Source organism: Caminibacter profundus (genome assembly GCF_054657155.1).
On the sequence record NZ_BAAHXC010000003.1, the window covers coordinates 179,676 to 193,841 of the forward strand.

At 26.7% G+C, this 14,166-nt stretch carries 11 protein-coding genes; 3 read left to right on the top strand and 8 right to left on the bottom strand.

The annotated features are described in order from the left end of the window. Positions 1–91: 91 nt before the first annotated feature. Positions 92–367, top strand: coding sequence for a DUF503 family protein (locus ACYQ1U_RS08840; RefSeq protein ID WP_459886989.1), 276 nt, complete (start codon positions 92–94; stop codon positions 365–367). Here the strand turns inward: ACYQ1U_RS08840 and pyk are convergent. Together pyk and aroF are read right to left on the bottom strand one after the other, a co-directional pair. Continuing rightward, positions 364–1,746: a pyruvate kinase gene (pyk, locus tag ACYQ1U_RS08845; protein ID WP_459886992.1), complete on the bottom strand. Its 1,383-nt coding sequence runs from the start codon at positions 1,744–1,746 to the stop codon at positions 364–366. The two genes, ACYQ1U_RS08840 and pyk, sit on opposite strands and share 4 nt — an antisense overlap. Positions 1,747–1,971: 225 nt before the next feature. After that, on the bottom strand, positions 1,972–3,030 hold the full coding sequence (aroF, locus tag ACYQ1U_RS08850) for a 3-deoxy-7-phosphoheptulonate synthase (protein ID WP_459886995.1): 1,059 nt from the start codon (positions 3,028–3,030) through the stop codon (positions 1,972–1,974). A gap of 129 nt (positions 3,031–3,159) precedes the next feature. On the opposite strand from aroF, the gene ACYQ1U_RS08855 reads away from it, so the two are divergent. Further along, the gene (locus ACYQ1U_RS08855) at positions 3,160–3,921 is read left to right on the top strand and encodes an exonuclease domain-containing protein (RefSeq protein ID WP_459886998.1); all 762 of its coding nucleotides are present in this window, start codon (positions 3,160–3,162) and stop codon (positions 3,919–3,921) included. 2 nt (positions 3,922–3,923) lie between these two features. Here ACYQ1U_RS08855 and ACYQ1U_RS08860 read toward each other — a convergent pair whose 3' ends face one another. Beyond that, complete coding sequence (locus tag ACYQ1U_RS08860) at positions 3,924–5,558, bottom strand: GGDEF domain-containing protein (protein ID WP_459887001.1); 1,635 nt, start codon at positions 5,556–5,558, stop codon at positions 3,924–3,926. Then, the gene (locus ACYQ1U_RS08865; RefSeq protein WP_459887004.1) at positions 5,555–8,005 is read right to left on the bottom strand and encodes a [protein-PII] uridylyltransferase family protein; all 2,451 of its coding nucleotides are present in this window, start codon (positions 8,003–8,005) and stop codon (positions 5,555–5,557) included. Before ACYQ1U_RS08865 ends, ACYQ1U_RS08860 begins: the two co-directional genes overlap by 4 nt. Before the next feature lie 46 nt (positions 8,006–8,051). On the opposite strand from ACYQ1U_RS08865, the gene mqnE reads away from it, so the two are divergent. Continuing rightward, positions 8,052–9,065 (top strand): aminofutalosine synthase MqnE, encoded by a 1,014-nt coding sequence (gene mqnE / locus ACYQ1U_RS08870; protein ID WP_459887007.1) that lies wholly within the window; start codon positions 8,052–8,054, stop codon positions 9,063–9,065. Here mqnE and ACYQ1U_RS08875 read toward each other — a convergent pair. From ACYQ1U_RS08875 to ACYQ1U_RS08890, 4 genes are read right to left on the bottom strand one after another with little or no spacing between them, the layout of a single operon-like run. After that, positions 9,056–9,418, bottom strand: coding sequence for a response regulator (locus tag ACYQ1U_RS08875; protein WP_459887010.1), 363 nt, complete (start codon positions 9,416–9,418; stop codon positions 9,056–9,058). The two genes, mqnE and ACYQ1U_RS08875, sit on opposite strands and share 10 nt — an antisense overlap. Next, positions 9,415–12,510, bottom strand: coding sequence for an ATP-binding protein (locus ACYQ1U_RS08880; RefSeq protein WP_459887013.1), 3,096 nt, complete (start codon positions 12,508–12,510; stop codon positions 9,415–9,417). Before ACYQ1U_RS08880 ends, ACYQ1U_RS08875 begins: the two co-directional genes overlap by 4 nt. After that, positions 12,507–12,947 (bottom strand): tetratricopeptide repeat protein, encoded by a 441-nt coding sequence (locus ACYQ1U_RS08885; RefSeq protein ID WP_459887015.1) that lies wholly within the window; start codon positions 12,945–12,947, stop codon positions 12,507–12,509. The genes ACYQ1U_RS08880 and ACYQ1U_RS08885 overlap by 4 nt, the downstream gene beginning before the upstream one ends. A 1-nt stretch (position 12,948) precedes the next feature. Beyond that, positions 12,949–14,166, bottom strand: coding sequence for an Hpt domain-containing protein (locus ACYQ1U_RS08890; RefSeq protein ID WP_459887018.1), 1,218 nt, complete (start codon positions 14,164–14,166; stop codon positions 12,949–12,951).

The window sequence follows — 14,166 nt, forward strand, 5'->3', positions numbered from 1 at the left end:
TGAATTGATAATGGAAAGAAGTAGCCAAGTTCCAAGTGAATAAGCGTATAGAAGCGATCAGTTAAATATTAAGCGGCTAAAGGTTGAAAGTTTGTTGATAGTAAATATGATAGCTGATTTTGAGCTTCCTTTTGCAGTCTCACTTAAAAGTAGGCGAAAAGTTATTAATTCTATAAAAGATAAACTAAAAAAATTCAATGTTTCAATTCTTGATATTTCTGGTGAATATCCAAAAGAAGCTAGTATTGCTATTGTTTTTGCTGTTCATAATGAAAAACAAGCAGGAGAAATAAGTAGGAAAATAGAAGAGTTTTTATATAAAAACTTTCCTGAAATAGAGTTTTTCTTTGACAGTGAAATTATTTAAATTTCAATTACTCTTATCATATTTGTAGTGCCTTCTCTACCAATTATACTTCCCATTGTTACTATTATTTTATCACCTTCTTGTAAAATATTTAATTTTTTAGCAGTTTCTACGAATTTACGAATAAGTTTTTCAGGATCTTTTATTTTTGGCATTTCAAATATTTCTTCAACTCCCCAGACTACTTTTAATTTTCTACTAGTCTCACGAGAGTGTGTAACTGCAATTATTGGTGCTTTTGGTCTATATTTTGCAATTGAACGAACAGTAGTGCCACTGCTTGTGAAACTCACAATTGCTTTTGGTTCAATTGCTTTTGATAAATCAGCAACACTTAGAGCAATTGCATCTGTATCAATTGTTTCATATTTTTTATAATAAGGATATATACCTTGGATCTCTTTTATAATTTTTGTCAGCGTCTCAACAGCTTTTATTGGATATTTTCCAACAGTTGTTTCATCACTTAGCATTACTGCATCAGTCCCATCCATTACTGCATTTGCTACATCACTAACTTCTGCACGAGTTGGAAAAGGTGAATTTACCATAGATAGAAGCATTTGTGTTGCAGTAATTACAGGTTTTTTTAGTTTGTTTGCCTTTCTTATTATCTTTTTTTGAATTACAGGGACTTTTTCTATGCCAACTTCAATACCTAAATCTCCTCTTGCTACCATTACACCATCACTTGCTTCAAGTATTTCATCCAGATTTTCAACTGCTTTTTTTGTTTCAATCTTTGCAATTACCCATGGAGTTGCCCCGGCATTTTTTAATATTTCTTTAGCTTTTAGTATGTCTTTTTTACTATTTACAAAAGAAATAGCAACAATATCTACTGCGTTTCGTGCGCCAAAAATTAAATCTTTTTCATCTTTTTCTGTAATAGCTGATATTTTTAGATTGGAGTTTGGAAAATTTACCCCTTTTCTACTTGATAACACTCCTTCATTCTTAACTTCTAAAACTAAATAGTCTTGTGTTTTTTCAATAACTTTTGTACGAATACTTCCATCTGCAAAGAAAACATACTCATTAATTTCAACTTGATCTATAATTTCAGGATAGCTTAAAGTTAAATCATATGCACTTTTTGGATTTTTTTTGATAAGCCTTATTTTGTCTCCTCTTTTAAGTTCAAGCAGACCATTAATTTCTCCAATTCTAATTTTAGGTCCACTAATATCTTGTAAGATTGCTGTTTTACTATCAAGTTTTTTTGCTATTTCTCTTATTTTTTTTATACTTGCTTTATGGGTTTTGTGATCCGCATGAGAAAAATTTAATCTAAAAACATCAACTCCTGCTTTAATTAAATCTTCAATCTTGTCATTACTAGAAGGGCCAAGTGTTGCTACAATTTTTGCTTTTTTCATTTTACTCCTTTTGTATTTGTATTTTTATTATACCAATTAAAAATATAAAATGGAAAATGTAGAAGAAGTAAAAACTTAATTTGTATATTTTGTATATTAAAGACTAGTGTTTAGCAAATAGCAAATTCACAAATAACCCATATACAAATAACTATGAAAAGTGAAAAATTTATAATGATTTAGAATAAACTGATGCTTATAAAATGAGAGAGGGGAGAGAGAAAATTATTTTACTTTGATACAATCAGTTTCTTTTTCTTTGTCAAATGCCCACCACTCTTTTTGTGACCAAGGTTTTAGTTCTTTTAATTTATTCATTAAGTATTCAAAATCTCTAGGAAGCAATGCTTGGTCTCCATCACTTAGTGCTTCTTTTGGACAGTTATGCATTTCAATTATAAGTCCATCAGCACCAACTGCCATTCCAGCATATGCAAGGGCACTTACAAATTCTCTTTTCCCAGCTGCATGACTTGGGTCAACTATAATTGGGAGATGAGTCATTTTTTGCATAATTGGTACAAGTGTTACATCAAGAGTATTTCTTACCGCACTTTCATAAGTTCTTGTTCCTCTTAAACATAAAATTACTTTATCATTCCCTTCACTCATAATATATTCTGCACTCATTAGATGTTCTTTAACAGTTGATGCAATTCCATTTTTTAAAATTACTGGTTTATCAAGTTTTCCTATTTCTTTTAGTAAAGGGAAGTTTTGCATATTTCTAGCACCAATTTGAATAACATCAGCGTATTTATATACAACATCAATATCATTTATGCTCATAAGTTCTGTTACAATAGGAAGGCCAGTCTCTTTTTTAGCTTCCATAAGCATTTTTAGACCTTCTTCTCCGTGCCCTTGGAAAGTATAAGGTGAAGTTCTAGGTTTATAAGCTCCTCCTCTTAACATTTGAGCACCATTTTCTTTTGCTACTTTAGCTAGGTAAACTACATTCTCTACTGTATCAACACTACAAGGCCCTGCTATAATTACTTTGTTTCCTCCACCAATTTTTACACCTTCAACATCTATTACTGTATCTTCTGGATGAAACTCGCGACTAGCTCTTTTGTAAGGAGCTGAAACTTCTAAAACTTTTGCTACCCCAGGTAGTGTATTTAGTGGTCTTCCAAGTAAATCAGTCTTATCTCCAATAATGCCAATAACAACTTGTTTTTCGCCAGGGGCAATACTTACATCGTGACCCCATGCTTTGATTTGTTCTATGGTTTTATTAATCTCATCTTGAGTAGCCCCCACTTTCATAACTAATACCATATTTATCCTTTTTTTAATTTTTTGAGATATTATAGCAAGTTTAAATTAGGAATGCAATAAAAAAAGATATTAATTGATAAAAATTTTCCATTTTAGTTTTGTTATAATTTTATTAAAAAAAGAATAGGTATGTTTGAGAAGCTTATTAATAAATTAAAATATGGTATTAGCAAAAAAGAGTTTGTAAGTTTTATGAAGAAGTATTATCCAGGTTTTAATTTTGAGCAAATTTTCGATATATTAAAATTTCAAGGGCTTCCTTTAACATTAAAAAGTAATAAAGTTTATTTAAAAACTTCATTAATTCGTTTTGATGAAGCTGAATATACTATTTTTGATTTAGAAGTTAATAATTCAAAGCCAAAAGATGGTCAGATTATTGAAATAGGGGCAGTAAAACTTAAAAACTTAAAACCTGTAGATGAGTTTTCTTTTTTAATTTATGCTAGAGATTTACCTAAATATGTAACAAAGGTTACAGGCATAGATAATGAAATGTTAAAAAATAAAAAAACTCAAAAAGAGATTTTAGAAAAATTTAGATTATTTTTAGGAGACAGTATAATAGTAGCACACGCAGCTGATTTTGATTATAACTTTTTAGCAATTCAGTTTAAAAAAGAAAATTTAGGAGAACTTTTAAATAGACATTTATGTACTATTTCACTTGCTGAAAAAACAATAAAAGCTAACAGGTATGGACTTAAATATTTAAAGGAAGAATTAAATTTACCAAAAGAGATAGACCATAGAGCTCTTGGAGATGCAAGAACTACAACAAGAGTTTTTCTAAAAGCTATCGAAAATTTACCAAAAGATATAGTGACAGCGGAAGATTTGATAAATTTTGCTCTTCCTAAAAAGAATAAGTGTAAAAAGAAAAAGAAATAGTTTTATTTTTTTAATTCTTCATTAAATAAAATAACTTTATTTCTTCCTTCATTTTTTGCTTTATATAAAGCAATATCTGCATTTTTTATACATTGCCAAGGTTGGTTGCAGTGGTCTAGAAATACACTTATACCAATGCTTACTGTCTTGTTGATAGTTGTGTTATTAAATTGAATAGGTGTTTGAGAAACTTTTTTTCTTATTTTTTCAGCTACATTTACTGCATCATCTATTGTTTTTATGTTTTGTAAAATAATTATAAATTCTTCTCCCCCATATCTAATTGCAATATCACTTTTTCTTATGCTATTTTGAAGAACTCGTGCTAACGTTTTAAGAGCTATATCTCCTGCTTCATGTCCGTATGTATCATTTATTTTTTTAAAATAATCCATATCAATCATTAAAAAGCCAACTTTTTCGCCTCTTCTTTTTGCACTTGCAATAAGAGTTGTAATAATCTCATTTAGATATCTTCTATTGTATAATCCAGTGAGAGGGTCTTTTATAGTTTGTTTGTGCAATAATTCAAGAGTATATTTTGCTTCAATTACTGAGGATACTTCATTTAAATATGCTTTTATGTAAGGTAAATTTTTATTGATAGATTCTTTGTCATTTTCATTTATCATTATCTTTAGTATTCCGCTAAAGTTACCTCCACTGCTAAAAGGGATACATATGTATTCATTATTACAAATATGTGAAAGACATATTTTAGGGTATTTTAAAGAGTTGGTTTCTTTGTTTAACCTATATGCTCTGCATTTCTCAAATTCTTCAGTAATATTACAGCAAATATCTCCTTCTTGATAGATTACATTTAAGTTTTTATCATTATTATTTATTGCTATCAGCGAGAACTGTTCTATATTAAAACTTTTTACAATATCAATTAATCTTTGAAGGACATTTGTTGAACTGTAGTCATCCTCAATAAGTCTTTTAAACTGAAAAATATTTGCAAGTTGTTCTATTGTTTCTTTTGCATCAATTAATGGATCATTTGATTTTTCTTTTTCAATTAAAGAAGTATATTTTTCTTCAATTACTCCAAATGAGTTTTTCATTTTTGTTAAAAAATCATTGTATGAATTTACGAAATCTTTTGCTTCTCCTTTTAGTTTTGTTTCAATTTTTTGATCAAAATTTCCTTTTAGCATTTTTTCAGTAGATAGTTTTACTTTTTCAAGTATTTCAAGATAAGGAGTTAGATAATAGTTTACAATTAGGATAATAAAAATCAATGATATAATAGCAATTATTATGAGTTTTATTATTGCTTCAAGAAGTTTTGAAAAATAATCTTCTCCTGAAAAAATAATTTTAATAGCTTTATTGTTGTTTATAGGAATTATAGAAGTTATTGTTTTTGAAGAGAAATTATATTTTATTTCTATATTGTTTAGATGAGGTTTAGTTAAATACTCAATATGATTAATATGGTGTAAATTTTTGATAATCTCTAAGAACTTTTTTTTGTCAGATACTTCTTCTAAAATATCTTTTATAAGAAGAGATTGATTTTCTATAAGTTGGTTGGAAAAATTAAAAAATGAGGCTCCAACTACAATTGTTCTAATAATTGTAGAGATTATCATAATTAATGCAATAATTATTAAAATCTTTTTTTTCATTTGCTAAGGGCCTTTAAAATTTCTTCTTTTTTTTCACAAAATCTGCTTGTTTTTGGAATAATAAATAGATCTCTTGCTATATTTTTTTGAGATGAAATTTTAACATCTTCTACACTTATATCAAATTTATCAAATATATCCATGATAGTAGAAATTATACCTTTTTTATCTTCAGTTTTTAGTTTTACACTTATGTAGTTTTGAGAGTGATTGCAATCTATTTCAAACTCTTCTTTTTTAAATTTAATTTTGTTTTTGATAACTTTCGGTTTAAAAGCATCATTAATATATTTTTCAATTAAAGGCAAATCATACTCATCTACATTTTTATCAAATTCTATTTTAAAATATTTAATATCACCTATCTTATATATAGATAAATGATTTAAATTTAATTTTTGTAGTTTCTCAAGAAACCATCCAAGAGAAAAATTTAAAGTATCTTTTTTTGCTAAGTGAATTACTAAATGTTTTTCGTTTTCAAATTTAATCTTTTTATCATTTATATCTTTTATCCATTCAAGGATTTTAAGTATATTTTGAATCGAGTTTTGCAAAAATAGTTGATTTGAAGGTGATTTTAATAGCTCTTTTTTTAGTTTTGTAGGTAAACTTTTAAACTCTTCCTTTGATAAAAGCATTTTTTCTTTTCTTTTTCTTTGTGATATTTCATTTAATAATTCTTTATTTTGCAGAGCATTTAGCGTATTTTCATAAAGTGTTTTTAATAAATATTCTTTATATGAATTAAATACTCCCTTTCCAACTGCCTTAATATCAGCAATTGTTAGAATATATAAATATTCTAAAAATTCTTTATTTTGAACTATTTCAGCAAAAGATAGGATTACTTTATCGTTAAAAATATCTTCTCTTTGAGCAATATTTGACATTAAAGTGTGATGTTTTATTAGTTTTTCTATAATTTCTGGGTTTGGAAATTTTAAATTTTCAGCAAATTCTTTTGCGATTTTTGCTCCTACAATTGAATGGTCTTCACTTCTTCCTTTACCAAGATCATGAAAAAATGCGGAGAATCTCAGAATTGCTTTTTCTTTTTCATTTAGTTTATGAAACTCATCAATGCTATTTAGTTCTTTTAAGGTATATAAAGAATGTATATCAACTGGATATTGATGATATCCATCAAATTGGGCTAAATATTTTACCTTTTCAAATGGAGGAATAATTTTATCAAGTTTATCTGCTCTATATAATGCAAAAAATAGAGGATATAGTTTTTTATAATAAAAAAGTTTTTTGATTAAATATTTTGGTAAGTTTTCTTTTTTTGATTTTAAATTATTAACTACTGAAATGTCGCACTTTTCATATTCTTTTTCAATTGTTAATATTTTTTGAATGTAATCTTTAAATGTGTGTTTTGTATAAATATTTGAATAAAGGGTGTTTTGACATAGAAAAAAATTTTTGTCAATTCTTTTTTGTTTAGTCTCAGAAAAACTCATTTTGTATAGGTAAGGCTTTATTATTTTTTTGATTGTTATTTCACAAAATGTATTAACTCTCCATAGAGATTTTAATAAATCTCTTATAAATTTTCTTTCAGCTCTAAGACGAGGAGAATCTTTATATCCTAAATTCAAAGCTATATCTCTTTGATATTCTAGGTAAACAGTATCTACTTTTTTCTTTGCTACTAAGTGTAAATAGACTCTAGTTTTGAATAAAAATTCTAGAGCACTTCTATACTCTTTAAATTCTTCTTCATTTACATATTTTGGAATTAGATATGAATTATTTGGGTAGTTAAATATAACTTTACTAAGCCAAAGCAAGGTATTAGAGTCTCTAATTCCTCCAAAACCATCTTTGATATTTGGTTCCATTGAAATTGGGTATTTTTTGTGTCTTTGCTTTAGTTCTTTAAATTTTGCTAATATATATTCTTTTTTGTTATGGTTCCTTATTTTATTAAGTTCATTTTGAGTTTCATACCATAAAAATTTACTACCGGTTATAAATCTTGATTCAAGCATAGCGGTTTTTATAGTGATATCTTCATTGCTTGCAATAAACAGATCTTTTAATTCGTGTACTCTATGACCAATTTTTAGTCCCAAATCCCATATCATAGTTATAAAATTTTCAATGATTTGCCGAGTATTATAACCTTGCAAATTTTTATAAACTATCATAATATCAATATCTGAAAATATAGAGAGTTGCTCTCTTCCATAGCTTCCAAGAGCAATAATTGATATAGGGATATTATTCATTGGAGGTCTAAATTCTTCAAAAGACTTTTTGAGGATGTATTTGTATATTAGAGTTAGAAAAAAATCCATTTTTTTAGTATGTTTTACAAAAAAGTCTTTTCCACCTTCAATTGTAACTTGATTTAAATATTTTTTTATTTCTTGTTTTATTTGTTTTGAAATTTCAAGGTCGTTATTTGAATTATATATTAATTCTTCTATTTGCATTTTTCCTCTTTTTGTGGTATTTTATCAAAAAAATCAAAGGTATTTAATGGTAGAGCTTTATAATCTTGATTTGTTTGAACTTGGTAAAAGGGCGAGTGAGATAAGGGAAAAGCTTTATGGCAGAAAAATATTTTTTAATATAAATAGACATATAAATCCTAGCAATATTTGTAAAGATGTATGTAAATTTTGTGCTTTTTCAGCTCATAGGAAAAATCCAAATCCTTATACCCTAACTATTGAAGAGTGTGTAGAAATTGCAAAAGAGGTTTACTTAAAAGGAGCAAAAGAAGTTCATATTGTATCAGCTCACAATCCAGAAGTTGGATATGAATATTATATGAATATAGTAAAAAGTATAAAAAAGACTCTTCCAGATATACATATAAAAGCTTTTACTGCGGCTGAGGTGAATTTTTTAAGCGAGATTAGCGGTAAAAGATATGAAAAAGTTTTAGATGATATGATTGAAGCTGGGGTTGATTCAATGCCAGGTGGTGGAGCTGAGATATTTGATGAGGGTATTAGAAATAAAATTTGCAAAGGAAAAGTTAGTAGTGAAGATTGGTTAAAAATTCACGAGCTTTGGCATAAGAGAGGGAAAAAGAGTAATGCGACAATGCTTTTTGGTCATATTGAAAATCGATATCATAGAATTGACCATATGATTAGACTCAAAAAACTTCAAGATAAAACAGGCGGGTTTAATTCTTTTATTCCTCTTGTATATCAAAAAAAAAATAACTTCTTAAATGTAAAAGATTTTTTAACTGGAGTTGAAATTTTAAAAACTGTAGCAATAAGTAGAATAATTCTTGATAATATTCCTCACATTAAAGCATATTGGCCTACATTTACTCTTAATTTGGCACTTGTAGCTGGGGAATATGGTGCTGATGATATTGATGGTACTATTCAAAGAGAGTCAATTCAATCCTCAGCTGGTGCTGATTCGAGAAATGGACTTGATATGGAAGAACTTATTTTTCAAATAAAAGATGCAGGGTTTATCCCTGTTCTTAGGGATAGTCTTTATAATGAGATAAAAGTTTATAAATAAGAGCTAGCTTTTTCTAATATTTCTATAGGATTAATAGGTTTAATAATTACTTCTTTTGCTCCTGCATTTAATGCTTCTTGTTTCTTTGTATCATCAGTTGTGAGTATTACTACTGGAATGTTTGAAAATTCTTTTTTTTCTGTTCTTAGAATTTCTAAAAATTTAATTCCATCCACAAGAGGCATTATTATATCTAAGAAAATAATTCCAATATCAGGAGAAAGAAGTTCTAAAGCTTCAAGCCCGTTATCTGCTTCTAATACTTCATATCCTCCTTGTGCAGCAAGTATTGTTTTTAAAAGTTTTCTATTAGTTGCATCATCGTCTACAATTAATATTTTTTTCTTTTTCATTTGTTACCTTTTATAGAGTTTATTGTGTTTTTAATTGCTTCTGGATTTAGATCAGGAATTATATCATCTACTCCATCGTAATGTCTATCACCAATTAAAATTATTTTAACATTAAGTGATACTTGTTTTATAGACTTAATCAATAAACTCATATCTGCATCATTAAACTCATCTTCAATTAAAATTATAGCATTTGAATGTTCATTTAATTTTTTATTAAGTTCATTTAATTGCATTGCACTATCAAAATCAATATCTAACACATTTTTTAAATAATTTAATAAAAATGAACTTTCAGTTGCAATAATTATTTTTTCTTCATTATTACTTGAAGTTGTAGTATTTTCTTCAATTTTAGCAGTAGTTATTTCGTTTTCTTCTTTAATGTTTTCAACTTCTGTTTCTTCAAACTCTGCATATTTGTGTTTTGCTACATTTTCGAGAACTCTTTCAAGTTCTTTTGTTTCAATTGGCTTAGAAATATAATCGTCCATACCAGCACCTAAAAATCTTTCTCTATCTCCTTTTAATACATTTGCAGTTACTGCAATTATAGGTGTGTGAGGAATTTCTTCCTCTTTTTCAAATTCTAAAATTTCCTGAGTTGCTTCAACTCCATCCATTACTGGCATTTGGATATCCATAAATATTACATCATATTTTTCAGGATTCATTGAATATTTATTAAATGCTTCAAGCCCATTATTTGCTGTATCTGATTCAATTCCCATAGATTTTAGTTTTGTTTGAAGAAGCTTTCTATTAATTGGATTGTCTTCTGCAATTAGTGCTTTTAACTGATAAATTGGTTTTTCTTTTGTTTCTCTTTTTATTCTAGTTATGACTTTTTTTTCTTTTGAAGTTGTAATTGCGTTATATATTTTTGATGGTACATTAGGGTCAAAAATAGTGATTTCTGGGTCAATTTTGTCTATTTCTTCTTTAAATGCAAAAGATGAAATTATTATAATAGGTAAGTTTAGAGTTTTTAATTTTAATATTTCATCTTTATCGCTTTCTTCATAAAACACTATTACTCCATTTATATTTTCAGAAGTTTGAAGTTTTTTGATTTCTTCATAGTTATTAAATCCAATTCTTGATACCCCAAAATAATTTAGATACTCTATACTATACTCTTTTCTTAAACTGTCTCTTAAAGTATTAAGAACGGCAAAAGTTGTATTTTTGAAGATATTTTGTTTATATCTAGGAGTGTTATCAGCTATTTCAAATTCAATTGTAAAGAAGAATTTACTTCCTTTATTAATTTCACTTTCAACATTTATATGACTTCCCATCATTTCAAGATAACTTTTTACAATTGTAAGACCAAGACCAGTTCCACCATATTTTCTCGTAACTGATTCATCAGCTTGTGCAAAAGCTTCAAATATTTTTTCTTTTTGTTCTTCATTCATACCAATACCAGTATCTTTGACTTCAAAATATATTTTTGCTTTATTGTCTTTTATTTCTTCAAGTAAAATTTTTACGCTAATAAGTCCTTTTTCAGGTGTAAATTTAATAGCATTGTTTACTAAATTTGTAATTATTTCTTTAATTTTTAAGATATCCCCTTTTAGTACTGATGGAATATTAGGTGAAACTTCAGCAACATATTGAATCTGTTTTTGAGCTGCAGGTGTTGCGAAAATTTCAAGTGTATTCTCAAATTCATCAATTGCTTTAAAGTCAATAATCTCAAGTGAAACTTTATTACTTTCAATTTTTGAAATATCTAAAATATTATTAACAATTTGAAGTAGATTTTTTGCACTTTGAGAAATAGTATTTACGTACTCTTCTTGTTCTGGTGTTAAGTCAGTTGTTTTTAGTACTTCAAGGAATCCTAAAATACCATTAAGTGGGGTTCTTATTTCATGTGACATATTTGCAAGGAAAAGTGATTTTGCTTTTGTTGCTTCTTCTGATTTTTTAATTGCTTCTTGAATAATCTTAATAGCATCATCAACTACTTTAATAGCTTCATTAATTCCTTTTGTAGAACCAATATCAATTTCTACTTCTTTTCCAATAATTGGAGTGAGAGAAGTAAGTAAATCAGATAACTCTTTAATATGTAGTTTAATAAGTTTTAAGATATATAAACCAATGAAGAAGATAATAATTGCAATAGCAAATATTATCGCATTTATAATGAGATTTTGATTTGCTTGTTGAGTAATGTGAGTTAATTCTTTAGAAATTTTGTTATTTAAATCTTTAACCGCTTTTTGGAAATAAGAAATCCTTTTTGTGAATAGATTAAAGTAATCTAATGCATCAATTGGATATCCATTAAATTCTCCATTTAGATAATATTCCATATTTGCTTGTTGGATATAAAACATAACAGTTTTAATATCACTTTCTATTTTTTTGAAATCTTTAGATTGAAAATATGTTTGAGTTTTTTTATCTAAGAAAAGTAATGGTAAAATATTTGTATCATGGTAATAAGTCAAAAGTACGTTTGTATATTCCTCTTGAGATATTGGAGCGTCTGCAGTAATATAATATGAACCAAAACCTCTAATAATACCTGAGAAAGAAATAATTCTCTCAAATGGGAACTTTATTTCATAAATAGTTTTGATTTTATTTGGGAAATGTTTTTGAATTTTTGCAATTGCTTTAATAATCTCTGTTTCCAGTGCTGTATAGTAGTTAAAAAAGTAAGTTTTGATGTAATTTTCTTTAAAAGAGTCAATTTTTTTTCTAATTATAGGAAGCTTATTTGTAAGATTTAAAACTGGTTTTATATCATTATAAAATTCTGGATTTTGATTGATAAATGTTTTTAGTTCATTTATTGCATTACTAAAAAGAACTCTTTTACTTTTAACAATATTTTTTGAATTTGGATAAGACCCTTTTGATACTGCATAAATAGAAGTGGCTCCTCTTTCTTGACCTAAATATACAAGCATATTTTCAAGTTTGTTAGTTAACTTCATATATTTAATACTTTTTTGGACTTGTTGATATTTTTGAAAATTTTGATACAGAAAATAACCACTTATTCCCATTAAAATAAGTGTTGGTAAGAATATTGCGATTGCGATTAATTTTATAAGTGAGCTTTTCATTTTTTCTCCTTAAGTGTTTTAGGGTTTATATCTGTACAATAATGAGAGAGTCTATCATGTGACATTGCATAGTCAAGATACTTTTTAGCTTTGTTATATTTTCCCATTCTAATATAAAGTCTAGCTAAACAGCAATTAACTCTTTCATTTCCAAGAGCTAGAGCTTTTTTAAAGAACTCTTCTGCTTTTTTATAATCTTTCTCTATTCCCCAGCCATTACAATACATTCTTCCAAGCATATAATATGTCTGAGAAGATGGCTTATCTTTTATTTCAGTTAATAAAATATAAGCTTTTTGAAAATATTTTTGTGCTTTCTCTGGGTCTGTTTTTTCTAGTTTTATTCCTTTATTAAAAGCTCTATAAGCTTTTGTAAAAGTAAAGTCAAGTGAAAAAGCAAAAATAACACTAATTAATAAAATAAAAATCTTTTTCATTTTATTCCTTTATAATATTTTGTAAATCTTGTATTGAATTAATTTTGACTTTTAATAATTTTTCTATATATTTTTTATCTTTTTGAAATTTTTTATTATTTTGTGTTAGTAAATAATCCTCTACTGTTTTTATAATTAAACTTTTAATTTCAGGAGGAATTTTGTCTTTTGGTTTTGAGTGTGTATCTATTTTTTCTAGGAAGTTATAAAATTTATTTGTTAGATACTCTATTTTATGTAAGTCAGTTTTATTTCTTGAGAGTTCATCTATTTTTTTAAGAATTAAAGCTAAATTACTAAGTCTTAAATTTAATGCTGCACCTTTTAGTTTATGGGCAGTCTTGTGTATTTTATTATAGTCTTTTTCTTTTATTGCAGATAATAAATCTATTTTATCTTCTTTTAGTATTTCAAAAAGTTCTTCTTTTAGTTCATAAATAGTTTCTACATCAATTCCAAGCTCTTTTGAAGCATTTTCGAGTTCATTTTCTAATGCTTTTGTGGCATCTTCTTTTGATAAGTCAAGCATTTGTTCAATTTCAGAAAACTCATCTTCAAAATTAATAGAAATTTCCATTATTGAAACTTCAGGTTTTGTAGGGGTTTTAGGCGTTTGTTGAATATCAATTTTAGTTGTTTCTAATTTATGTTTAGTTTCTATTGAATAGTTTGTTTGAGAAGAAGTTTCTTTTATTGGATGTGGAGTTTCTTTTGGTTTTGGTTCTAGAGGAGATTTTATTTCTTGTGTTAAAATAGGGTTTAATTCAGTTTTTATATTAGGTTCTATATCTTGAGAGGTTGAATGTTTTGGATTTGGTTTTGTTTCTTCGATTTCAATAGGTTTAATTTCTTCTAATTTTATTTCTGACTTTAATTGTTCTAAAGGTTCAATTGTTTCAATAAGTGGTTTGATTTGAGGAGTCTGTGATTTTATTTCTTCTATAGTTTCTTTATGAATAGATATATCAGGTATGTTTAGTGTTTTAAGTGAGGTTTTTTCTTCTAATTCAAATATATTAATATTTTCTATACTTAAAAGTTCTTTTTTTGATATATTAAATTCTTTGTCGTTTATTTTTAATGTCTCTTTTTTAATAGATGAAAGTTCTAGTTCTATTGTGTTTATAATTGATGAGAGGTTTTCTAGTGTAACATTTATTTTTTTTAATAGTTCCTTGTCAACTGCAATTATTTTAGAGTTTTTTGTAACTATTATCAT